The organism is Paenibacillus vini, assembly GCF_018403325.1.
Lineage (GTDB): Bacteria > Bacillota > Bacilli > Paenibacillales > Paenibacillaceae > Fontibacillus > Fontibacillus vini.
In genome coordinates this window covers 96,325-119,825 of record NZ_BOSL01000010.1, presented here as the reverse complement: position 1 = coordinate 119,825, position 23,501 = coordinate 96,325, and the positions used below count along the sequence as shown (strand labels likewise).

24 protein-coding genes are annotated in these 23,501 nt (G+C 50.1%); 17 read left to right on the top strand and 7 right to left on the bottom strand.

Translation table 11 applies throughout. From position 1 onward, the window contains the following. Window positions 1–551 precede the first annotated feature (551 nt). From KJS57_RS16010 to KJS57_RS15955, 12 genes are all read left to right on the top strand, one after another. Complete coding sequence (locus KJS57_RS16010) at window positions 552–1,274, top strand: hypothetical protein (RefSeq protein WP_213655560.1); 723 nt, start codon at window positions 552–554, stop codon at window positions 1,272–1,274. A 42-nt stretch (window positions 1,275–1,316) separates the two neighbouring features. Further along, window positions 1,317–1,730: a GntR family transcriptional regulator gene (locus tag KJS57_RS16005; protein WP_211023789.1), complete on the top strand. Its 414-nt coding sequence runs from the start codon at window positions 1,317–1,319 to the stop codon at window positions 1,728–1,730. Then, window positions 1,727–2,650 carry an ATP-binding cassette domain-containing protein gene (locus KJS57_RS16000; protein ID WP_306434237.1) on the top strand — a complete coding sequence of 308 codons (924 nt, stop codon included), beginning with the start codon at window positions 1,727–1,729 and terminating at the stop codon, window positions 2,648–2,650. Before KJS57_RS16005 ends, KJS57_RS16000 begins: the two co-directional genes overlap by 4 nt. A gap of 16 nt (window positions 2,651–2,666) precedes the next feature. Further along, the gene (locus tag KJS57_RS15995; protein ID WP_211023787.1) at window positions 2,667–3,572 is read left to right on the top strand and encodes an ABC transporter ATP-binding protein; all 906 of its coding nucleotides are present in this window, start codon (window positions 2,667–2,669) and stop codon (window positions 3,570–3,572) included. Beyond that, complete coding sequence (locus KJS57_RS15990) at window positions 3,565–4,860, top strand: ABC transporter permease (protein WP_211023785.1); 1,296 nt, start codon at window positions 3,565–3,567, stop codon at window positions 4,858–4,860. The genes KJS57_RS15995 and KJS57_RS15990 overlap by 8 nt, the downstream gene beginning before the upstream one ends. Window positions 4,861–4,873: 13 nt before the next feature. Beyond that, the gene (locus tag KJS57_RS15985) at window positions 4,874–5,065 is read left to right on the top strand and encodes a hypothetical protein (RefSeq protein ID WP_213655559.1); all 192 of its coding nucleotides are present in this window, start codon (window positions 4,874–4,876) and stop codon (window positions 5,063–5,065) included. A gap of 226 nt (window positions 5,066–5,291) precedes the next feature. Continuing rightward, window positions 5,292–5,777, top strand: a complete 486-nt coding sequence (locus KJS57_RS15980) for a low molecular weight protein-tyrosine-phosphatase (RefSeq protein ID WP_213655558.1) — start codon at window positions 5,292–5,294, stop codon at window positions 5,775–5,777. 277 nt (window positions 5,778–6,054) lie between these two features. Continuing rightward, window positions 6,055–7,695, top strand: coding sequence for a carboxylesterase/lipase family protein (locus KJS57_RS15975; protein WP_213655557.1), 1,641 nt, complete (start codon window positions 6,055–6,057; stop codon window positions 7,693–7,695). 224 nt (window positions 7,696–7,919) lie between these two features. Further along, a complete protein-coding gene (locus KJS57_RS15970) occupies window positions 7,920–8,195 on the top strand; it encodes a metal-sensitive transcriptional regulator (RefSeq protein WP_211023777.1) in 276 nt (91 codons plus the stop codon). Between the two features lie 25 nt (window positions 8,196–8,220). After that, window positions 8,221–8,532 (top strand): rhodanese-like domain-containing protein, encoded by a 312-nt coding sequence (locus tag KJS57_RS15965; RefSeq protein ID WP_211023775.1) that lies wholly within the window; start codon window positions 8,221–8,223, stop codon window positions 8,530–8,532. A gap of 3 nt (window positions 8,533–8,535) precedes the next feature. Next, window positions 8,536–8,907: a rhodanese-like domain-containing protein gene (locus KJS57_RS15960; protein WP_213655556.1), complete on the top strand. Its 372-nt coding sequence runs from the start codon at window positions 8,536–8,538 to the stop codon at window positions 8,905–8,907. Window positions 8,908–9,032: 125 nt separating this feature from the next. After that, a complete protein-coding gene (locus KJS57_RS15955) occupies window positions 9,033–10,184 on the top strand; it encodes a phosphodiester glycosidase family protein (protein ID WP_213655630.1) in 1,152 nt (383 codons plus the stop codon). Window positions 10,185–11,239: 1,055 nt separating this feature from the next. On the opposite strand, the gene KJS57_RS15950 is transcribed toward KJS57_RS15955, so the two are convergent. From KJS57_RS15950 to KJS57_RS15935, 4 genes are all read right to left on the bottom strand, one after another. Continuing rightward, the gene (locus KJS57_RS15950; RefSeq protein WP_213655555.1) at window positions 11,240–11,947 is read right to left on the bottom strand and encodes an AIM24 family protein; all 708 of its coding nucleotides are present in this window, start codon (window positions 11,945–11,947) and stop codon (window positions 11,240–11,242) included. A gap of 70 nt (window positions 11,948–12,017) precedes the next feature. After that, the gene (locus tag KJS57_RS15945; RefSeq protein ID WP_211023770.1) at window positions 12,018–12,449 is read right to left on the bottom strand and encodes a hypothetical protein; all 432 of its coding nucleotides are present in this window, start codon (window positions 12,447–12,449) and stop codon (window positions 12,018–12,020) included. 241 nt (window positions 12,450–12,690) lie between these two features. Further along, window positions 12,691–13,554 carry a DegV family protein gene (locus KJS57_RS15940; protein ID WP_213655554.1) on the bottom strand — a complete coding sequence of 288 codons (864 nt, stop codon included), beginning with the start codon at window positions 13,552–13,554 and terminating at the stop codon, window positions 12,691–12,693. 126 nt (window positions 13,555–13,680) lie between these two features. Further along, window positions 13,681–14,583: a helix-turn-helix transcriptional regulator gene (locus KJS57_RS15935; protein WP_211023766.1), complete on the bottom strand. Its 903-nt coding sequence runs from the start codon at window positions 14,581–14,583 to the stop codon at window positions 13,681–13,683. 163 nt (window positions 14,584–14,746) lie between these two features. Between KJS57_RS15935 and KJS57_RS15930 the strand changes: the two genes are divergently transcribed. Continuing rightward, complete coding sequence (locus tag KJS57_RS15930) at window positions 14,747–16,159, top strand: MATE family efflux transporter (protein WP_373316828.1); 1,413 nt, start codon at window positions 14,747–14,749, stop codon at window positions 16,157–16,159. Window positions 16,160–16,235: 76 nt separating this feature from the next. Here KJS57_RS15930 and KJS57_RS15925 read toward each other — a convergent pair whose 3' ends face one another. Next, on the bottom strand, window positions 16,236–18,107 hold the full coding sequence (locus KJS57_RS15925; protein ID WP_213655553.1) for an LTA synthase family protein: 1,872 nt from the start codon (window positions 18,105–18,107) through the stop codon (window positions 16,236–16,238). A gap of 612 nt (window positions 18,108–18,719) precedes the next feature. On the opposite strand from KJS57_RS15925, the gene KJS57_RS15920 reads away from it, so the two are divergent. After that, complete coding sequence (locus tag KJS57_RS15920; protein ID WP_213655552.1) at window positions 18,720–20,714, top strand: endonuclease MutS2; 1,995 nt, start codon at window positions 18,720–18,722, stop codon at window positions 20,712–20,714. 23 nt (window positions 20,715–20,737) lie between these two features. Further along, window positions 20,738–20,977 (top strand): hypothetical protein, encoded by a 240-nt coding sequence (locus KJS57_RS15915; protein ID WP_213655551.1) that lies wholly within the window; start codon window positions 20,738–20,740, stop codon window positions 20,975–20,977. A gap of 86 nt (window positions 20,978–21,063) precedes the next feature. On the opposite strand, the gene msrC is transcribed toward KJS57_RS15915, so the two are convergent. After that, window positions 21,064–21,564: a free L-methionine (R)-S-oxide reductase MsrC gene (gene msrC, locus KJS57_RS15910; protein ID WP_213655550.1), complete on the bottom strand. Its 501-nt coding sequence runs from the start codon at window positions 21,562–21,564 to the stop codon at window positions 21,064–21,066. Between the two features lie 117 nt (window positions 21,565–21,681). On the opposite strand from msrC, the gene KJS57_RS15905 reads away from it, so the two are divergent. Together KJS57_RS15905 and KJS57_RS15900 are read left to right on the top strand one after the other, a co-directional pair. Next, on the top strand, window positions 21,682–21,990 hold the full coding sequence (locus KJS57_RS15905) for a hypothetical protein (RefSeq protein WP_211023757.1): 309 nt from the start codon (window positions 21,682–21,684) through the stop codon (window positions 21,988–21,990). A 226-nt stretch (window positions 21,991–22,216) separates the two neighbouring features. Beyond that, a complete protein-coding gene (locus KJS57_RS15900) occupies window positions 22,217–22,423 on the top strand; it encodes an aspartyl-phosphate phosphatase Spo0E family protein (protein WP_213655549.1) in 207 nt (68 codons plus the stop codon). A 7-nt stretch (window positions 22,424–22,430) separates the two neighbouring features. On the opposite strand, the gene KJS57_RS15895 is transcribed toward KJS57_RS15900, so the two are convergent. After that, entirely contained in the window at window positions 22,431–23,429 is a 999-nt protein-coding gene (locus KJS57_RS15895; protein WP_213655548.1) for an alpha/beta hydrolase, read from the bottom strand. Between the last annotated feature and the right edge of the window lie 72 nt (window positions 23,430–23,501).

The following is a 23,501-nucleotide window of genomic DNA, read 5'->3' as shown; positions in this document are numbered from 1 at the left end:
GGACTTAGCCAAGAAGCCGCTGGAGCGATTTTGCTCCGGCGGTTTTTTTGTGCTGCTTTTATTGTGTAGCGTCGTTCATGCACTGTCGCTCATGTACCGTCTTTCATGCACTGTCTCTCCTATGCCGGCCCATCACTCTAACGAACCGTAGTGTGCTTATTAGCAGAAAAATGGCCCATTACCTAATCTAACGAACTCCAGCGGCGTTATTGAGCTAGTTTAGGCGTCAGAAGTGGCTCTTTGCTCGGAATAAGGTTACTGGAGTTCCTTAGAATCACAATCAGCGGAATTATGACCAAATAAGGTTTGCTGGGTTCGTTAAATGCGTGAGGTCAGAACAAACCGCAGGTAGGTAGAGGACGTGTGGGGTGGAAGTTGCCATTTTATTTTGTGGAAAAAATAGGGTTGACGGAGGGATAAGCACAGTATATACTGTGTATAAAGATATAAACAGTAAGCACACCTAGTGAACACTAAAGGAACACTTATAAGCCGGGCGCGATTCACAGTGTCGCCGGATTACATTTTTAGCTGAAGAAGGGTGATTGAACTTGAAGGAATGGAAAGACGCCTGGATAATTTTTGCAAAGGATTTGCGGCTAGACCGGATGTATCTAGTATGGAACTTAGTCTTTATGATTTACACCGGAATCATGATGAGCACATTGTTCCACTCCCGGGAAGAGGCCCGGGCGGTGATGAATCCGATGGCGGATTTCCTCTTGCTGATACTGGTGCCGATGGTCGGATTTTATTTTTCCAGAAGATCATTCAACTACATTAAAGAGGATTCGTACACCAAAATGCTTCTCCATTACAGAACACTGCCGATTCCGGACACAACGATTATGAAGAGCCGTTTGATCCAGCTCGCCACGGCAATTCCGTTAAACAGCCTGATCTTGTTCACGACGGTCTACTTCATGTTCGTTGCGATGGGCATCAAGATGGGCTTGGCCCAGTACCTCGCCTTTGTATTGACTTGGATCGGTTATGTGCTGGCAATGAACGGTCTTTATATCTATTTTGAATTTATGAAAAAAGGCAGAACCTACTTGTGGATGATGGTGCTCCAATTGGTTGTTATCGCTGTAGGCGCCTTTGCGGTCAGCTGGTTTGACGGCAATTTGCTGCAATGGACGCTGGATTATTCCGAGCGGCATGCGCTTTTGTCCCCGGTCATGTGGGGAACTCTAGTAGTAGGAGCCGTGATTTTGAGCATATTCTGTTCGATAACACGGAGGTCGCTGAATAAGCGGGATTTGGCACGATGAAGAATGTGGGTGTGTCGCCAAAAGCGGAGGTGAGTTAGGAAGGTGTGGATTCCCATTCAAATCAATGAAAACAGCGCTGAGCCATTGTATCATCAAATCGAAACACAGCTCAGGTCATTAATAGTAAGCGGACAAATCGAAGAAGGAACTCTGCTTCCCTCCATTCGTGAATTTGCCGGCAGCTTGAATTGCAGCGTCATTACGGTCCGAAGGGTGTATCAAGATCTGGAGAATGAAGGATTGCTGCGGACGCGGCAGGGGACCGGGACGTTTGTGGCGAGCGTCGGAGCGGGGGAACGCGATGAATATCGCCGGACAGTCGTTCAAGAGGCGGTGGAAGTGGCCGTGGACACGGGGATTTCGGTCCAGTATGGAGAGGAAGAACTGAAGCAGTTGTTTTTACAAATTTTAAATAAAAAGTACAAAGGCACTGACGGAAAGGGGGCATCCCAATGAATGGAATAATGGAACAGAAGATGGCCATCGAGTTTAACGGCGCCTTAAAAAGAGGAACGAGAAAACCGATCGGGCCGATTAACCTGCAGATTCCACAAGGTTATGTAGTCGCTCTAGTCGGCCCCAACGGTTCGGGCAAAAGCACTATGCTGAACCTAATGCTGCAAACCATTCATCCGGATGCCGGTGAGATTTCCTGGTTTGGGGAAAAGGCTAAAGAAGCCCTGCCCCTGTCGATAAGACAGCAAATCGGGTACGTTCCCGAGAATCCGACGCGGGAAGAGCACTTTATGACCGCTGAAAGTGCGGCTAAATTCAGAGCCCACTGGTATCCGACCTGGGATTGGGAGCGGTTTGAAGCACTGATGACCCGGTTTGAAGTACCGCGCGGCGAACGGCTGAACCGGATGTCGAAGGGGGAGCGGCGCAAGTTCGAAATCGCTGCCGTACTCGCGGCCAAGCCGAAGCTGCTGCTGCTGGATGAACCATCGTCCGGACTCGATCCGTTCGCCTGGAAGGATATGATCGATGAGCTTCGGGCGTGCTTGGACGGGGAGGATGTGACGATCGTCCTGTCCACCCATATCGTGGAGGAAGTCAAACGACTCGCCGATTATATCGTACTGGTCCATCATGGACAGATTGTAGGCATGGCTGAGAAGGACGCTCTTTTTGGCAGTTGGAAAGAGGTCTGGATTCGCGGAGCGCAATCAGATGAGCTGAAGAGCATTCCCGGCGTTTTGACCTGCAGGGAGGACGGTCCTTCCATTACGAAGCTTGTAGTAAGCGATAGCTTGGAGTTTGAAGAATGGTGCGAGCGCGAACGGGCGAACGTCCATATCATTAAAAGTCGCAGCCTGGAGCTGGAGGAAATATTGCAGCTTTGGATTCAAGGGCATCAACCTGGACAATCAAATTAGAAATGAGGGGTAAGCGATGACAAAGCCTTTAGTTTTGGAACAGGTAGTTAAGCAATTCGGAGAAAAGACCGCGGTCAGCGAAATTTCGCTTCAGGTGGAACAGGGAGAAATTTACGGGCTGCTCGGCGCCAACGGTGCAGGCAAAACGACGACGATGCGTATGGTGCTCGGCCTGATTTATCCCGACAGCGGCCGGATTCTATATAACGGGAAGCCTTATGGAAACGAGCTTCAGCATCAAATGGGATACTTACCCGAGGAACGCGGGCTTTATCCGAAGGTAAAAGTGAGTGACCAAATTATTTATTTAGCCCGGCTGCGCGGCATGTCAGCGTCCGAGGCCGACAAGAACCTGAAATATTGGCTTGATCGTTTTGAAGTGCCTGAGTATTACGACAAGAAGATCGAAGAATTGTCTAAAGGGAATCAGCAAAAGATGGGCTTTATCGCCGCCGTAGTCCATAAGCCGAAGCTCGTTATCATGGACGAAGCGTTCAGCGGGCTCGATCCGGTCAACGTAGAGCTGTTGAAGGCGACGGTCAAGGAATTGCGCGACGAGGGCACGAGCATTTTATTCTCCACTCACCGCATGGAGCATGTGGAGGAGCTGTGCCGTAACATCACTATCCTCGACCGTTCCAAGACCGTGCTCCAGGGCAATCTGACGGAGATCAAGAAACGGTACCCGCGGGAGGAAATCATCTTAAATACCTCTACGCAAGTCGTTGGATTGGAACAAATTGCAGGAGTCAGCGGCGTAGAACGCAAGGAACGGGGATATCTGATCAAGATTTCCGATGTGGCAGCGGCGAAGGCTATTTTACGAACGGCGATGGAACAAAGCGAAGTGGAACACTTCGAAATCAAAGAACCGACCTTGAATCAAATATTCATTAAAGAAGTGGGTGAATCGAATGAATAAAATGAGCACAGTGATCGGATTTACCTTTTTAAACAAAGTCAAAGCGAAATCATTTACAATTACTACCCTGATATTGGCGTTGCTGGTCACGATCGGCCTGAACGTACCGTATTTCATCGATAAATTTACCGGGGATGACGGCCCGGCAGCCATCGGGCTCATTCACAGCAACCAACCCGAACTGGCCGGTTCACTGAAAGCTTACCAAGACAAACAAGGGGAAGGGACTACCGGGTTCACACTGGTGGAATACGACCAGGCAGATGAACAGGTCCTTCAGAAAGATATTGAAAGTGGAAAAATAGACGGGTACCTGCAGTTTGGCGAAGGCACGGAAGGCGCGTTCCCAACCGTCACGTATATTTCCAAGAAGGACAGCATACCGCAGGGACTGCAAACCTCGCTGCAAGCCGCCCTGCAAAGCGTGAAGGCCGAGTATATCACCAAAGGAACGCTCAATGACGAACAGATTGCCGCGCTGACATCTCCCGTTCAAATCGAGGCGATGAAGCAGGCGGTGGCAGGAGGAGAAGGTGCTGCTGCGAGCGGGGAAGCCAAGCATGAAAAAGCGGCAACGATTAACTTTGTGATCGTCTACGTGCTGGTCATCCTGTTCTTCATGACTATTATGATGACGGGGAACATGATTGCTGCGGAAGTAACGGCGGAGAAGAGCTCGCGCATTATGGAAATCCTCATTACGAGCGTATCGCCGCTGGCTCAAATGTTCGGCAAAATTATCGGCATGTTCTTTATAGGATTGCTCCAAATCGCTATCTTTGCGGTGGTGATCGCGATTAACGTCTCGCTGCCTCATAATAGTTCCGTCCTTGCTGATTTTAATATGGATTTATCGCAAATCAATGTTGAAGTGCTGGTGTTTGGTCTTATCTTCTACATCCTCGGTTACTTCCTGTACGCGACGCTGTTTGCCGCTATCGGCTCGCTCGTTAGCCGGACGGAAGAGCTGGGTCAGGCGATCATGCCGATCACGATGCTGTCGCTGGCTGCCTTTTATATCGGTATTTTCAGTCTGGCAGCACCGAATTCCACGCTGCTGAAGGTAAGCAGTTATATCCCGTTCTTCTCACCGGTGTCCATGATTGTACGGATCGGTGTGGGCGATACTCCGGTTTGGGAAATTTTGATTTCGATGGCGATCCTGATCGTAGCCATTTTTCTCTTCGGCTGGCTGTCCGCTAAAATTTACCGCACGGGAGTCCTGTTGTACGGGAAGCGTCCAACGCTTAAAGAGCTTCGCAAAGCAATGCGTGCTTATAAAATTTAAGGAGGAATATTCAATGACAAAGTCCAAAAATTCAGGTTATCTCATCAATCTGGCCGGTATGATACTGATTGTGGCAACAATTCTTCTGCGCCGCAGCGATGTCCATGTGAGCGACTTCCTCATGGGTTTAATGAATGGAGCGGGGATCGGGTTAATCCTCCTTGGGTTATTCCAGTACGGCCGCAAGCGGTCGAAAGCTCAGTAATCGTCGGTGTAGCTATAACAGGTGAATAGTTACTTAGAAACATAAAAGGAACCGGCCTGATGGTCGGTTCCTTTTATGTTATAGGTTAAGTGGCAGACATGAAGAAGTCCGACCAAGAAGTAAGGGATTGGGTACGTTATACATGGACGGAATCCTGCTTGTGCTTGTTGAAAACGGCGGCCTATAGTAGTATCTGTTAGTAGTATCTAACACGAGGTGAAAATATATGAACGATAACAACAAAGTCGGCGTTTTATTCGTCTGTCTGGGGAATATTTGCCGCTCCCCTATGGCAGAGGCGATGTTTCGGCATTTGGTGGCTGAAGAGGGATTGGAGCAGCATTTTCTGATCGATTCCGCAGGGACCGGAGACTGGCATGTTGGTAAGCCGCCCCATCACGGAACAAGAACGATTCTGGATCAATACGGCATATCTTATGAAGGACTGCAAGCGCGCCAGGTGGCAGTAGAGGACTTTACGCAGTTCGACTATATCATAGCGATGGATAATCAGAATGAGAGCGATTTGAAGATGCTGGCGCGCCAAGCGGATGCGAAGATTATCAAGCTGCTGGACCTGGTTCCGGATTCCGTCCTTAAGGAGGTTCCCGATCCTTATTACACCGGCAATTTTGAAGAAACTTACGATCTGGTCGGCAAGGGGTGCAAGGCCCTGCTGGAACGGATCCGGCGAGAGTCTGCTGTCCTGTAAGTTGAAATTGAATATCGAAGCGAGACCCATTCCGAACGGTAGAATTCGGAGTGGGTCTTTTTGTTGGCAAAGCCGGTGGTACCTTTGGGGTGAATTTGAGCCTGCTGGAATGGCACTCGCGCACAAGAAGCCAACGTAGTATATTGATTGTTGAATTTGATGAACTGATTTGTTTTGATTAGAAAAGATGGAGTAGAGGAGAGCGGACGACAAAGTGCCGCTCTCTCTTTGTTTAGGAAGCTTCGGTAGAACTTTACGACAAAGGGATGAATGCGTTATGACGGACAATGAACCGGTCAGATTCAAGGGAGAAACGCTGCAACCGCTCACCATAGGAGTGGTCGATGGTCTGAGGGACAAGGAAGAAGGCGTGTTAAGTTGGCTTGGCGTTCCTTATGCCGAACCGCCGGTCGGAGAGGCGAGATGGAAATCTCCTGCGCCGGTCAAGCCCTGGACAGGAATCAGGTCCGCTCGCCGGTTTGCTATGCCTTGCGCGCAGATGCGCGACGGAGAAATGATCGGAAGCGAAGATTGTTTATATTTAAATGTTTGGCGTCCGGATCATACAAGAACCGGTCTTCCGGTATGGGTATATGTCCATGGCGGCGGAAATCAGAATGGTTCGGGTGAGGACTTTTGTGGAGATCGCCTTGCTGTCGGGGTCGATGGAATCGTGGTCTCGATCAACTACCGGCTGGGCCCGTTCGGTTGGTTTTCCTGGAGCGGGCTATCTACTGGTGACGCCGAGAATGATTCGGGGAACTATGGCTTGCTGGATATATTTCAGGCATTACGCTGGGTCCGCGAGCATATTTCCAGTTTCGGCGGTGATCCGGACAATGTTACCTTGGCGGGACAATCGGCCGGAGCAAGGAATATTCTGGCCTCGTTCATATCGCCTTGCGCGGAAGGACTGTATCACAAGTCGACCGTGTTTAGCGGTGGAATGACTTTAGCGAGTAAAGCGCAGGGGGAGGCCTATGCGGAAAAGCTCCTTTCCAAGTTAGTCATGAAGGATAGGTATGAAGCGAATACGATAGAAGCTCGTCGTTATTTGCACAACCTGTCGCAAGAGGACAAGGCCGCTTACGCCCGAGGGAAGAGCGCGGAGGAACTGCTCTTGCATTGCGAACCGGCCGAGATTCGAATGGAGGCGTTCCCTCACCTGTTTATGGACGGGTTCGTCATCCCGGAGGAAGGCTTTAACCGGCTTGGCCAGGGAAAATACATAAAGGTGCCCCTGATGCTCGGTTGCACGATGGATGAATTCGCAGGATTTATTTTTAATAATGACATATTTGCAGAATATGCTCAGAATCCTCTTAAACAAGCCGATTCGAAGGAAGCCGCGCTTTACGGAAAAGCGAACTCGTTCGGCAGCCGGCTATATGCGGGATTCAATGCCGATGAGGTGGCTGAGGCATTGGCCGGGAATCGGGATCAGCCCTTCATTTATGTTTACCGCTTTGCCTGGAGGCCCAGCGCGGCTTTTTCGGGTGGTGTGCTTGCGGCTCTGGGGAGTACGCACGGGGCGGACATGGATTTCTGGTCCGGTCATACGAATCATTGGCTGGCTGAAATTCCTGGGGAATCTTATTATAGCGAAGCCGATAAACCCGGAAGGGCCAAGCTGACCCATGCGATGAGTGCTTATTTGAAACGATTTTTGCGCGAAGGGTCCCCGAATGGCGAACTGGGATTGCCGGAATGGGAACCTTGGAATTCCAAAGAAGGCGGGGCGACGGCAATGATACTGGATGCCGATCGTAATGAGGTTAAGTTGCATATGAGCCGTGAAAAGTATGACTCGGGCAAAATTTTGGATGAAATGGCAACCGTGCTTTCGGATGAAGAACACGAGCTCATCGCCGAACGTTTGTTTAAGGGACGCTTCTTCTGGGAAGGTAAATTTAAATAGGGATTGTTTGCCCTAATTTACAATTTTCAAAAAGATCATATCCTCCAAAAAGATGACCAACGGAAGGTCCGTGGCAAATCGTCTAATTCATATAGCAGAAAGAGCCTCCGCAAGCCGGAGGCTCTTTTGCTGTCTTTGCGCGATCCTGAGGGTTTGACAAGTACAGAAGGATTTATTATTATTTATACCCATAGGGGTATTCTACATGAGATGGAGGGACTCCGATGTCAGATCAAGAAATTCAATACTCGGATGATTTAAAACGCCGCCTGAAAAGGATTGAAGGCCAGGTGCGTGGTGTGTTGCGGCTTATGGAGGAAGGCAAGTCTTGCAAGGACGTTGTCAGCCAGCTTTCCGCTGTTCGCAATGCGTCCGATAAGGCGATCGCACAGATCGTGGCGGACAATTTGCAGCATTGTCTGCTGAAGGAACAGGCTGAAGGCCATACTACCGAGAAGCTGGTTAAGGAAGCTGTAGAGTTGCTTGTAAAGAGCAGATAGTAACATACAAGGAGATGATTTGATTATGAGTTTTCAACCCGATAAAGAAATATCCGCCCATGATTTGGCCGAACGGCTGGGGCGCGGAGAAGAATTGAATATTGTTGACGTACGTGAGCCTGTTGAGTGGGAAGAAGGCCATATCCCGGGAGCCAAGCACATTCCGTTAGGGCAATTACCCCAGAGACTCGAGGAGCTCGATCCTAAGCAAGAGTGGTTTATCGTATGCCGCAGCGGGGGACGGAGCGGGCTTGCATGTGAACTGCTCTCCGAAAGTGGATACAACGTGGTAAATATGACCGGAGGTTTGCTGGCCTGGAGAGGCGAGCTGGTCTAAAACATGATGATACTGATGTTTGCCGTCCTGCTGCTGGGCGCCGGCGCCGCAGGCTTATGGGTGTTGCACCGCTTCTGGCCTGTAAAAGGGCTGGCTTACGTGGAGGCGAGCAAGCTCCGTGAGACGCCTGAAATCCCCGCCGAGGCTAAGATGGTCGATGTCCGCGATGCGTTTTTCTATGAACAGTGTCATGTCAGCGGCGCGATCAACATTTCGATCGGGAGGCTTCCGTTCCTCTGGAACAAAGAGTTGTCCCCCGATGAACCGGTAGTCATTCTCTCGGACAGCTTGCATCAAGGCAGGAAAGCGGCAAGACTCCTAAAAAGCCGGGGCTTTCAGGAGATCTATGCGGTGCGCGGGAAATTCTGCGCTTAGGTCGCTAGAAGCCGTATGCGTTTGTGAATATAGGCCCAGTGAAGTGAAACTTTTATCCTCTGCCTGACGTTTACATGAGTAGCATGTAAATCAAGCAAGCAGTTAGGAGATTAAGTATGCAAGCTATGCAGCCTGAGTCCGCATCGCTGCCCAGCCGTTCTTCGGTTAGGAAGGGGAAGGGGACTAACAAACGTAAACGCAAGAAAAGCAGGCGAAAGGGAGGATTTCTCCGGTTTGTCGGCAGAATGATCACCGTAATGATGCTATTAGGAGTAATTGCGTTCATTTGGCTATTCCTTACGCCTTCGGGTAACAATATGCGCTTCCTTATGGCGGATACTTTGATTACAACGCAGCATCGTCATTGGGCGAAATATATAATAGGACAAGCGGAACTGGATAAGCGGGTTGCCGCATACCAGCAACAGTTTGACGAGATGGGCACGGAAAAAGACACCCATACGATCAATCTGCCTGATCCGGTAGAAGAGACGGAAGAACAAGCGGAGAAACCGCTGATCGAAATAGAGGAGGTCTCCGGCACCGGGTATCGCGGTTACGTACTGACGGTGAACGATCCGACGAAAATCCGACTGGGTGTTCCGGCCAAACGCGGTAAAGGAGAGAAGGTATCCAGCATGGTTGCCCGAACCGGTGCAGTAGCCGGAGTAAACGGAGGCGGGTTTGCCGATCCGAACTGGAAGGGCAACGGCTTTAAACCGATCGGGGTCGTCATCTCGCAAGGGAAGCTGTATTATAACGGCATTAGCAACAATGCATCGACCCAAATTGTCGGTCTCGACAAACAAGGGAGGATGATCGCCGGTAAATACACGCTCGACGAGCTGGATAAGCTGGGCATCCAGGAAGCGGTGACCTTCCAGCCGCGGATCATCGTCAACGGCAAGGGCCAAATCCGCAGCCAGAAGGACGGCTGGGGTATCGCGCCGCGAACGGCGATGGGCCAAAGAGAAGATGGTGCAATTCTGTTTGTCATTATTGATGGACGCCAGCCGGGATACAGTATCGGAGCCAGTTTGTACGACGTTCAGCAGATCATGCTGGATCATGGCGCGGTCATAGCGGCAAACCTGGACGGCGGGTCTTCTACGGTATTGGCTACCAAAGACGGAGAGATCGTCAACAAGCCGTCCTCCGAATACGGTGAACGGTATTTACCAACAGCGTTCCTGGTGTTCGATGATCCCGATGCGGTAGACATCCCGAACATTTGGGAAGGCTTACGTCCGCAGGATATAGATGCAGGCAAAAAATAAAACCGGCCCCTACACACCGGTATCATACACGCGTTGCTCCCAAGCATTCAGATGCTTTGGCGGGCAGCGCGTTTTTCTTCTGGGGCGTTGAGGACGGATCGCTGCGATCCCTTTTAATCGCGTGACCCGGCTCGAGCCGCCGTTTTGGGACTGGACTAATACTCTAATGTGCTCCGATGCTCTAGTGCTCTAATGTGGCTCTAATGCTCTAATGTGGCTCTAATGCTCTAGGTGGCTCTAATGCTCTAGGTGGCTCTAATGCTCCAGTGTGTGCTCTAATGCTAGGGTGTTCTCTAGTGCTCCAATATGTACTCTAAGCTCTAGTATGTAAACTAACTAATTCTCAAGTACGTTGCTCTAAGGTCCAGTGTGTTCTCTAGTGCTCCAATATGTACTCTAAGCTCAAGTATGTAAACTAACTAATGCACTAGTACGTGCTCTAATTCCGGTGTTTTCTCTAATGCTCCAATAAGTGCTCCAATAAGTGCTCCAATGCTCTAGGTCTAAACAAACTAATATTTCTAGTTACTTATCCCGTTTGAGCCAGGGTTAGCAAACTCGCAAAAATTAACTGTATTTCCTACATCTATTTTTGGTGATTAGCTCTCCGCGATAAAAATAACTGTAAAACATACAGTTATTTGCATCCAATCTACCCTAAAGTGTTGAAAAACATAGAATTAGCTGCAGGTTTTACAGTTAAATCGCAAAAAGTGGTCCTTTCTCGCCAATTAACTGTAGGTTATACAGCTAATTGCATCAACGGGGCAAGGGAGGCAGCCCGCCCGGTCAGCTGGGCCTGTGGCCTATGTGCCCCGTGCCCTTTGCGGCCTCCGTGCCTGCGTGGACGTTGAGTCTCCCCGGCCCTCGCGGTCTACGTGCCCGGCCCTCGCGTCCTCCGCGCCCGGCCTGGGTGGCCAATCGCTCCTTCGCCCCCTCGTCCCTCACGGCCTCCGCACCACGGCCGCCCCGCGGCCAAGCGCGCCACGCCCCGCGTCCCTCACGGCCTCCGCGCCCCGCCCCGCAGCCAACAGCGCTACGCCCCCACACTCGCCCTACTTGATGAACACGCCTCCAAACGGAATTGCTTCGCGCAAGAAGCGCTTAACGATCCCGTCGTTATTGTCCAGATCGCGCTCGAGTTCCCGGCTTCCGCCGCCGGATTGGATCAGCACCGAACCGTGGCCGGTGATTTTCCACTGGTATTTCATATGCTGGCTCGCCAGATGGTTGCCGTATACGGACAACTCCAGCTTGGCGTTTTCGGGATAAGCGATCACGCAGCCGGCTTCGACGTACAATGGCTGATCGGGATAGAGGGGAAGTTCGAGCACCTGCCCTTGCGTCAGAATGCCGATCTGTCCGTCGCCGGAAAACTTCATTTTGACGGCATCGCGGGTAATCATCATATTTTTCATGCTGAGCAACCGGGTTTCCATACGAACGCCGTCCGTATAAAAAAAGAGATGCCGGAAGTCATACAGCAAATCGCTCTCGGCTGTCAGCTTGATCGGTTTTAGCGTGATAGAAGGCGGCATCGCCGCCACAAATTGGCAGGTTCCGGTGAAGTCGGCCCGGATCAGCTTTTTTTTGCGGTACATGCCCTTCACATTCATAAGTTTGTCGCTCCGGCATCCGGATGGGCCTCTGAAGGCGATGACCTGAGCCGGATGGAGCACATGGAGTTTCTCCCCTTCATGGACTTTGAAGGTAACGGCTTGTCCTCCATAGCCCGAGGGTTCGTTATCGTACAAAATCTCCATCTTGCGAATCCCTCCGTTTCTATTGGGGAAAGGCCTTTTGTTGGAGCCTGATCACCACTTTAATCGGCAGTTATCGCCGGAGCACCACGCGGATGATCCGGAGCAGAATGAAATATCCGGCAAGCAGAAGCACTCCCGTGAGGATCAGGATCCGGGTCTTCCGGGCGCTGGCCTCACGGGCTTGCTGGGCTTCCGTCAAAGCCGCTACCGAAGCGCTGAGCTCCCGGTTCTGTTCCAACAACGCCTCGTTTTGCTGCCGATATGCTTCCATGGTCGATTCCGCTTCTGCCAGCTTGTCCTGCGTCATTTGATAACTGGCTTTAAGCTCGTTTACTTCATCGGGAAGCTCCGAAAGTTCCTTAACTCCCTTATACAGATCGCTGAAGTATCCGGCATGGGCACGGGGTTGATTCGGAAGAAGCGGGCCGCCGGTCAGTAGAACGGAGCAAACCAGCAAAGCGCAAACCGCAGTTTTTACAAATGGGATTGAGCACAGTCTCATCCTTCTCCACCTCCTCAGGGATGCTTATGCAGGATCCTTTCACGCACTTGTCCCACATCCACCTCAATAGTTCATCTTGTCTACAGAATCTATATCTATATTTCAATATTACGAACCGATTTGCGAAAAAGTTTCCGTATCCTTTATTTACACCTAAACAGCAGGCATATAAGCAGAAAAAGATCGTCTTCAGCACAGGGATTACCCGGGAAGACGATCTTTATAAAAGGTGAATTACAAATTACATTGAATAACCATGTTTACGTAAATACATGATGGCGACCGTCCGTGGGCCGCAATGACAGGAAATGGCACAGCCGCCTTCGATCACGGCTACTTCGCGCACGTCCGTCTTTTCCATCAGCGTTGTTTTGATATAATCGGCTGCTTTTTCGGCGAGAGTTTGCGCCACAATAATTAATTCCCGGTCCACCTTGTGAATATTGTCCGTAAAATTTTGGAGCATGCGCTCCACCGCTTTTTCGGTCTTGCCTCTATATTTATCGGCGGAAATGACGAACCCTTCCTTAATGCGCAGGACGGGACGGATTTTCAGAAGGCTGCCGATCATATGCTGCACATTGGAAACGCGTCCGCCTTTATGAAGGTAGTCCAGGCTGTCGACAAGCACCTCGATTTCGACACGATCGCGAAGCTCCTCCAGCATAACGGCGATTTCGCTTGCCGGGAGCCCGGCTTTGACCGCTTGAGCCGCCTTCATAACGAGCAATGCGACGCCTCCGGACACATTTAGTGAATCAACGACGACCACGCGTCCCTCGGGCAGCTCATCTGCGGCGATCAGGGCGTTCTGGTAGGTTGAGGAGAGCTTGGATGACATGCTGATAAACAGAATCGTATCGCCTCGCTCAATCCAGGGCGAGAAGGCCGCAATAAAGTCTGCGGGGGACGGTGCCGAAGTGCGGGGCAGTTCCCCGGACTCGTCGACCCTCCGGTAAATATCGGTTGTGGTGATTTCAAGTTTGTCCTTGTAAGCAGTTTCACCGAACACGACATAGAGCGGAACGACTCCGATATCGTATTGATTCATCCAGGATTCCGGGACATCGGAGATACTGTCCGCGAAGATTTTCACTTGTGTCAACGCATTTCCTCCATTAATAGATTTAGTAGTTTAATAGGATAGCTTTCCTTGATTATAGATGACAGCCGTCTTATACGCAAAATTATCGATCAAGGTAAAATTTGTCGCGTATCCGGACAGTTAAACTTACCCTTTATTCCAGGCAAAACGCTGCCTGTACTTCCGCGGAGCCATCCCCTCGAACCGGGTGAAACTGGCGGTGAAATAAGCGGCATGATTGAAACCGACCTCCTCGGCAACCCGCTCCACGGGCAGATCCGTCTGAATCAGCAGCAATTTGGACTGATCGATCCGCAGTCGCAGCAAATAGGTTGACGGCGAACAGCCGAAGACCTTTTGCATGCAGCGGGCGATGTACACCGGGTGAAAGTTAATGGCCTCTCCCAATTGCTTGGCGGAGAAGGGCTCGCGGTAATGCTCACGCAGGTAAGAGGCGGCGCGCTCGGCACAGGCGGACTGGGGGGAAGGGCCGTCGGCTCCCAGGGAAGCTGAGAGCAGCATGATGACGTCCTGGAACAAGGCTTGTTGTCTTAACCTGACGCTCGCCAGATGAATATTCCGGTTCATCTCATTTAATTCGCTAATCGTTTCGGCCATCTTTTGCGGCTGGGCCAACTTAGTGAACTGGGGGAGAGCAATGTTGTAAGGAGTTATCTCAAAAGGCGGGAGCGATAAATACCCCGGTTCCCCCTCGGGATAACGTCCATGGCAGGCAAGGTAATCCTCTTCCTCAATGACTTTCCAATCTCCGAGGATTTGAAAATGCACCCAATAATGCAGCGTCTCTTCCTTACAGCCCATATAAGAGTAATGGGAGCTGTCGGGGCGCAGAATCAGCGCGTGACCCTCAGTGATTTCATATTCATGGCCCCCTTCCTCAACGTAGAGACAACCCTGCACCACGACCAGCAGATCGAAAGCGCCGATATTTTTACGGCTGGGATGCTTGCCACCTACGGGAAGGGGGGAGAATCCGCTAATAATATAATGCGGTAGCGGGGGGGCTGTGAACTCGATAACAGACGGCATGGGGCACCTCCGGATATTTCGATATTTTCAGGTTGGAATAATTAAAGATTGAGTTGTTTAGCTGATACATTGACTTAACTATAGCATCTATAATGTGATTCATGCTACAAAGTTTAAATGCGGGCAGGTAGAACCGTCCCCGTTCTATCAGGAGGTTGTAATAATGATGAAAAATAAAGGCAGCGAGAAAAACAAATTTTCCCTGTGGCTGCTCGCATGGCCCATCTTTATCGAACAGTTTTTGCAGTTTTTACTCGGATCGGTCGATACGCTGATGGTGAGCCGGATTTCGGATAATGCGGTAGCCGTGGTTGGGTTCTCGAATCAGCTGTTTAATGCCTTGATGACACTTTTTGCGACCGTCGCAAGCGGAGCAGGGATTGTCATTGCTCAAAAAATCGGTTCGCGCAAAGAGGAAGAAGCGCGTTCTGTCGCGATTATTGCTTTTAACGTTACGGTTGCTATTGGCGTCTTCCTCAGTATCCTGCTGATCGCGGCTCCCGAGCCGATCGCGAGAATGCTTCAGCTTCCGGATGAATTGATTCCGTTAGCGAAGGTGTATATCTCCATTGTCGGAGGCGGGATGATCCTCACCGCAGCTATGGCGGTACTCGGGACAGCGATCCGAAATACGGGAAACACCAAAGGGCCGATGATGACGGCGATCGGCATGAACGTCATTCACATTATCATGAACTATGGTTTCATTTTCGGTGCTTTCGGGTTCCCGCAATGGGGGCTGACCGGAGTGGCGATCTCCACCGTGATTAGCAGACTTCTAGCCACAATCGTCTTGTTTGTCATTTTCCTGAACTCCTTTCAACGAAAAATCGGACATCGCGATTTCAAAATATTTGACCGCAAGCTGTTTAAGGAAATTCTGGCCATCGGCTGGCCGCTCGGCGTCAACTCGGCGAGCTGGGTATTCTCTCAACTGGCGATATTCTCATTCCTTGCGATGCTCGGTTCAACGGAATTGGCGGCGAGGACGTATATGAACACACTGGAGTCGTTTTGCTTCCTGCTCGGATTCTCGCTGGCTCTGGCCGCGCAGATCCAGATTGCCCATCTTTATGGGGCGGGGAAGACCAAAGAAGCGTATCATGCCGTATTTAAAGTGCTGAAGGTCGGTTTACCGCTCGTCATCGTCAATGCGTTTATACTGGTCCTATTCGGTCGGAACGTGCTCGGATTGTTTACGAAGGATGTCGATATACTGAACCTTTGCACTTCGCTGTTATTGTTGAACCTGCTGCTTCAGCCGGGAAAAATGGTCAATATGGCGATCGGCAACTCGCTTAATGCGGTCGGGGATACCAGGTATACGATGAAAATCTCCCTGATCTTCATGTGGCTTATCGCTACGGGATGCTCTTATTTATTCGGCGTATCGTTAGGCATCGGCATCATTGCCATTTACTCCTGCATGATCATTGACGAGTACGTGCGAGGCGTGCTGTCCTTCTTCCGCTGGAGAGGCCGCAAACATTTGCGGATGAAGGAAGCGGACCTTCAGAAAGAGAGGGAAGAACAGCAGTGCCGGTGCAATGAAGGTATGGCGAGTCCGGCGCTGTAAAATATATAAAAAGCCGTGAAAAGGGGGCAGCCCCTTTTCACGGCTTTAAATTTATAACTATAGGTCGAAGTCTCTTTTACTTGGTTTCCTTCACCCGGTCGGGAAGCTGCTTCACGTAGCTGTCGGACATGCGCAGAAGTTCCAGCGCCCGGTTATATTCATTCTCCGTCGTCAATGCCTGACTCACGCCGCCCTCGGCGAACGGATACTGGGTTCCGTCCTCGTACCAGACGCCCGGCATAAACAAGGCTTTATCGTTCAGGAACGAGCCGGAAGGCAAGTAGTAACGTTGTGGAATCAGGTTATAGCTTTGATTGAAAATATCTTCTCCGAAATGGATGTGGTCCTTCAGTGATATTCCCATCAGATTGGCGACTGTCGGCAGGATATCGACCTGTCCGCCCACATTTTCGTGGACAGTTGGTTCGGCAACGCCAGGAGCGGAAATGATCAACGGAATATTGATCATATCGATGTATCCATAATCGCGTCCATAGATTTCATGCATCAGTTCCAGGCCGTGTTTGTCCAGCGAGTACATCGGCAGTCCGAGGTGATCGCCGTAAATGACCACGACGCTGTTATCCCATATTCCTCTTTGCTTCAGATCGTCGATAAATTGGCCAAGCGCATAGTCTGCGTAATTCTGGGAACGAATATAATCGCCGACCATGTTGTCTTGGAAACGTTCAGGCAGTGTAATCCGGTCCTTGTCATGAGGCATCGTAAACGGATGATGCGCAGTCATAGAGATAACCTGGGAATAGAACGGCTTGCCGGCTTGCTGCATTTTGTCTAGCTCTTCAGCGGTTTTCTTGTACAACACTTCATCGGAAGGTCCGAAGAATACCGTATCTTCTTGTCCGAAGAACTTTTGATCGTAATACCGGTTGAAGCCGAGCGCATTGTATAATTCGCCGCGGTTCCAGAATTCAACCACATTCGTGTGGAACGTTGCGGTATCATAACCCTCCGATTTCATCATCTTCGGAAGGCTCGGCAGCTCTTTATCCGGATAGTTCTGCGTGGCGGCTTCGTTGTAAGGAATGTAGAATGAAGAATTCACTACGAATTCGGCATCCGATGTATTCCCTTGGCCGACCATTTGATAAAAGTGCTTGAAATACTGATTATCCTTCACCAGCGAGTTCATGACCGGCGTAACTTCCTGTCCATCGATCTTTAAGTTGATCAGGAAGTTTTGGAAGGACTCCAACTGGATGATTATGAGGTTTTTCCCTTTTGCCGCGCCAAAATACTTCGGTTCAGCCGGCTGACTTACCCCTTTCAGCTGGTCGATCTTGGCTTGTGTAATTTGTTTCTTGTCCACCAGTTCTTCTTGCTTGCTGGAGAAGATCGCGTAAGTTTCGTAATTCAGAATGCCCATTTGCTCGGCCTGCTTGATTTCGTTCATGCTGGCCCGGTTTGGCCAAACGTTGAAGATGCAGAGTGCGATCGAAATGCCGAAGACAGCCGCGAGGGCGCCGGTACGCAGTCTTTTCATATTAAAATAAGCTTTCAGTTTCTCGGCTCTTTTTTTGCGAAGCAGCCAGAAGCCGATAATGACGATATCCACAAAAATTAACAGATAGTAAGGTGCCAGCAGGGAAAACACGCTGTTACTGACCGCTGTAACCTGGTTGACTTGCTGAAGCGCATGATAAGTAACGATGACACCGTAATATTTATGATACATGATAGCGGCGAAGAAGACGGCGGTGACGATGAGGTTGACCGTCAGATAAATGCCCATTTTACGTTTGGAAGAGAACCATTCAATGAGGCAGAACAGAATCCAGATGAACGGAAGCTCCTTCAACAGCGGGCCCCATGGCGGGATACCGTCAAAAATGGAGACCCAGGCCAAATACGTTTTAAGAATCATGATCAGGGTAAAAAAGACAAACGGCTTTGTATTGCCCAGCCTGATACGGTTTAGAGCGGACACAGTACGATCCATCCTTTCGCTTTATCTCTATTTGTTTAATATTTAACTCAGCGATTACACTTCAAACACCCTTAATATCATACATGAAATGAATCAAAGATGAAAATAAATCAATTCACACATTTAGCAAGAAATTCCATGATAAACACAGGTAACCATTCCTTTGTTGGCGTTATTGACTTCTACCCGCTGTTTTTGGTAAATTGAAGACATCCGCAAGTAGGATTTTAACCTCTGATTAGGAGAGATTTTGATGTCGGTGAACGTTCTTAACTAATTAACTTCATATGGACTGTAAGACAGGTCGCTCGGGAATGGTGTCTTCCGCTTTTTTTTCGGGAGAGAAAGGTCCCTTTATTTTTTGCGCCCATTTCAGTCTATTGATTTAGTTAAGAACACACGCAGAACATCATTCAGCGCTTTGACCGCTGTTTGTTTCTTCGGAGAACGAAGCCGAAGCCGTGCTGTTTATCAGCGCGGCTTTTTTTGAGTTTACGAGGGGCAAACATTTTTACTGCTTGCGGGAGAAGAAGGGCAAAGGATGGCATTCGTGCTGTCTTTTGCCCTTTTTTTGTTATCGAATTACATCAAATCGGGAGGTATTCAACCTTAATGGAGAATTTCACTTTAAACATGTTGGAATATGAAAGCATCAAACAGGAACTGATAAACTTTGCCGTATCGTACGAAGGTCGGGCGAGGATTGAGAAGTTAGCGCCAATGGAGGAGCTCAGAACGATTGAGAGGGCGATGGGAGAAACCGCAGAGGCCCGCGAGCTGCTCGGAAAAGGCTCCAGCGTTCCTCTTCCGTCCCTGGACGGAATCGAACTGGTCATGTCGCTGATGGGTACGGGATATTTGTTTAAGGAACAGGATTTAATGGCGGTGTCGACCTTTTTGCAAAGCTGCGGCCAATTGAAGAAATACATCGAATCGAAGGGAGAAGCGGCTTGGCAAATCGGCATATATGCATCCTCGCTGCGAGACCTTCCTACGGTAAGGCAGGAGATTCTGCGTTGTATCCGCCATGGCGTGATTATGAATGACGCGAGCCGGGAATTGGAGAAGGTGCGCCGGAAGATCGAGATGATCAAGGAAAAGATCGGTAAAAGGCTTCAATCCGTCATGTCACGGTATGCCTCCATTTTGCAGGAGAACATCGTCAGCGTGAGAGGAGGAAGATATGTTATTCCGGTGAAAAAGGAGTTCTACAGACAAGTCAAAGGCCGGATGCTGGATCAGTCGACCAGCGGGCAGACGGTGTTTATGGAGCCGGACGACATTTCTGCCCTGCAAGGGGAGCTGGAGGCCCTGCAAGGAGAAGAAGCCAGGGAGGAGGCCAAAATTCTCGGCTATCTGACCGATCTGGTGGAAAAAGAGGCCGATGAGATCGCACGGAACATCGAGATTACAGGGACCTATGATTTTATTTTCGCCAAGGCGAAATATGCGGCTTCCATCAATGGGGTTCCGGTTGAATTGAACGACCGGGGAGAGACTGTGCTCCGGGAAGCTAGACACCCGAAGCTGCTGGCAAGCATGGTGCCGCTGGATCTGGAGATCGGCGCACGTTATAAGACCTTGATTATTACGGGACCCAATACGGGCGGGAAGACCGTTGTGCTGAAAACGTTCGGCCTGCTTGCGCTCATGGTGCAGTCGGGATTGCTGGTCCCGGTTGGGCGGGGGAGCAAATTCTCGGTATACCGCGGCATCAGGGCTGTTATCGGGGACGGGCAAAATCTGGAGCAGTCGCTCAGTACGTTCTCAGCTCAAATCCAGAGCCTGGTGTCGATGCTAAGAGAGGCGGGGCCGCATACCTTGCTGCTGATCGACGAACTGGCAGCGGGAACCGATCCGGGGGAAGGAATCGCCTTGTCGATCGCCATTTTGGAGGAATTCAGCCGTAAGAACGCTACCGTTCTGGTGACGACGCATTTCAATGAGCTTAAGACGTTCGCTTCCAGAGCGGAGGGCTTCGAGAACGCCAGAATGGAATTTGACGCCGAGACGCTGCGGCCGCTGTACCGCCTGACGATCGGGCGGTCCGGTCAAAGCTATGCGATCGAAATCGCCAGGAAACTGGGGATCAAGGCCGATATTATTGCCAGATCCCAGCATATTGTAAGCCGCCAGATCGGCGAGGGCGGTAAGGTTTCGCTCTGGGATGAAATTGTTCCGGAATCTGAAAGGAAAAGTGAGGTTGCTCAGAATGCTCACTGGAGGAAAGAAGAGGAGAGGGCTGCTCTTACCTCCAAAGAAAGAGAAAAGGAACAAGAGGACACTCCGGCTGAAGTAAGTGAAGGGAAGACGCCACCGGTGAAATTTGAGGTTGGTGACGCCGTATTCGTCACGGCCTTCGGCAAAATCGGCATCGTCTGCGAACCCGAGGATTCCAGAGGAATCGTCGGGGTGATGATTCAAAAGCAAAGAGTGAAGATAAACCGCAAAAGACTTAAGCCTTATCTGAAGAAGGAAGAGCTCTATCCGGAGGATTATGATTTGGACATCGTGCTGGACTCCAAGGAAAACCGGAAGAAACGCAAGCTGATGGGCAAGCGGCATGTGGAGGGATTGGAAATCATCCGGAGACCGGGCGAGCAATAAGCGGGAGAGGAATAATAAACGAGATGAACGGAATCGACAAGAGGAACAAGCTGGAAGAGCACCCCTTCCTATACCGGACGGCTAAAAACGGAGCTGTATTTTTGGAGTACTTCGGTAAAGTGGTTAAAACGTTAAAAGGGAAAGAGGCGGAACGCTTTCTGGAAAAAGTAAACGCGGCGAAAGATGAGAAGGAATTACAGTTGCTTTTGGCGAAAGCGACAGGCAATTTTAAACGAGGGAACGAACGGCCCTTGAAGATGTAGCTGGTATGAATAATGGCCTTCTTGGAGAAGAACTGCTCCAAGCAAGGCCATTGTTATTGCAGTCTGAGACACGATTATATTGCGATCTAGAACAGGGCGAGCGGAGTTTCGAGCTGCTCTGTCAGAAGCCCGGCGAAGCGTTCCAGGAACGACTGGTCCAATTCGTCGAATCGCCCTTTTAGCGGGCTGTCGATATCCAGTACGCCAAGAAGCTGGCCTTCCTTTACAAGCGGAATGACGATTTCGCTGTTCGACGCAGCATCGCAGGCGATATGCCCTGGAAAGGCATGGACGTCTTCGATACGCAGCGTTTCACGGCGTTCGGCGCTGGTTCCGCACACGCCTTTGCCCATGGGTATACGAATGCAGGCCGGAAGGCCTTGAAACGGACCCAGTACCAGCTCGCGCCCGTCGAATAAATAAAAGCCTACCCAGTTAATATCCTGTAAAAAGTAATGGAGAAGTGCAGAGGCGTTGGCCAGGTTGGCGGCGGCGCTCCGCTCTCCTTCGATCAGCGCTTGTAGCTGGGACAGAACTTCGTTCTGTTGCTCCTCGCGGGAGCCTGCAAGTTCAGCGGCATGAAACATAGCTGGAATTCCTCCTTTATCTGTACAACTCATTATACTGAATAATTGCTGTTTCCGCCTACTTTCCGCAGGGTAATTTAAAATTGAACGATCTAACGCCGGAAAGGGGAAAACATCATGCGCGCCGACGTGCAAAATTTGTTTATTCGAATTCATATGCTCCATCAGGCTACGCTTGAGGATCTTACTGTTAGCGATACGCTTCCGCTATTGGAGGCGCAAGGGTATAAAGTGGGAGAGCGCGAAGTGAAGCAGGAACTGGAACGTTTAGCGGAAGACAATTTTCTCACCTCTCATGATGATGTATACTCGATGACCGGCGCTGGGAAGGAAGAATTGAAGGAGATCCGAACCGTGCTGAAAAAGCTGTGCGATACAGTGAATCAGCCGGAGAAGGAAGACAAGGCCGGCGTAAATTCGGTCTAGGCGAAGGCGTGGCAAGGAGGCTGTCTCAAAAGGTTTTTACACCTGAGAGTCAGCCTCCTTTTTTTAGTTAAAAATTTTACACGCAACGACAAAGTGTGCTAAATTTTTTAAAATTTGCAAAATATGTTTTTTGCATCATGCATTAAAATGGGCTTTAAGTACGAATTCAAAAGACAGGTTTGGAGGTTTGAACAACCTCTCTATGAAGATAAAGAAGGTGAATTGCATGGTCTATCCCTCCTTCAAGAGCTTCAATCGAACGCCGGGGCGCCCGAAGGTCAGCGGCGAACTGATGGATATGATTGAGCATCTGCGGTCCGAATTAATGAACGCTGCCGAACGGGAAGATTTCAACAGCGTTACGGTAGTGGAATTGAGCCAGAGACTGGATCAGTATATTGTGATGGCTCAGAATCAAATGCTTGGGAGATGAGCCTATCTTATGTGGCTGTGGCTGTAGCTGTAGCTACGGTTGCTGCTGTCTGTGACGGATTGCAGAGCTGAGGAGAACCTGCGGGTGCCTCTTCTTTTTCCAATGCATTCAGTATTAGAGTATGAACCTCCTCGGCATAACGCTGCGGATTCACGCCATAGGCATTGGCATGGACCGCCCCTTCCACCAGCAGAAGCTGCTTGGGCTCGGGCTTTCGCTCGAACAATTCCTCACTCATATAGGTAGGCACATAATTATCCTTTGTTCCATGTACGAACAGGACAGGCATCTTGCTGTTCTCTACAGCCTTGAGCGGGCTGACCTGCTCCATGCGGAACCCGGCCATACGCTCCATCCGTTTGTTGACGAGTCCTAGTAGAGGGAATGCAGGGATCTTGTTGAGAACCCGTACCTGGTGGTACATCAACCGGCTGAGATCGGAATAAGGACAGTCGGCGATCACGAATTTGACGTGCGGGTCCGCGATGGCGAGATACTCCAGCACGGTTCCCCCGCCCAACGATTGCCCGTGCAGCCCAATAACACACTCCTCCCCGTAATGCTCCAAAATCCAGCTAACCCAGGTTTCGACATCGAACTTTTCCATAAAGCCGTAGGTGGTATAGATGCCTTGGCTGTTTCCGTGTCTCCGCTGATCTATCAACAGTATGTTAAAGCCCTCTCGCTCAAACATTTCGATATACTGCGCGGAAACATGCAGGGATACTGTGTAACCATGGACGATGACCATCCATTGCTTTTCCCCGGGATGAGGCTCCAGAGTATAGCCGCTCAGCGTCAATCCATCCTTAGAGGTAACCTTCACTTCCTGTTTCTTCAGATTGTTGAATTGTTCACGGGAGTAGACCCCTGTCGTTTCCAAGTAATTGAATATTCTATCATGAGTTTGCAGTTTCATTTGGGTGATTTGGCGAAAAGCGAACCTCGTTATTCCGCTAACGGCAAGCAGCAAGAATACGGGGACCATGATCATAGAGTAAATCATAAGAGGCGTCCTCCTTTTCCCATCCCATCGTTGTCATGTTAATTCTTCTGTAAATAGTATCACCGAAAAACA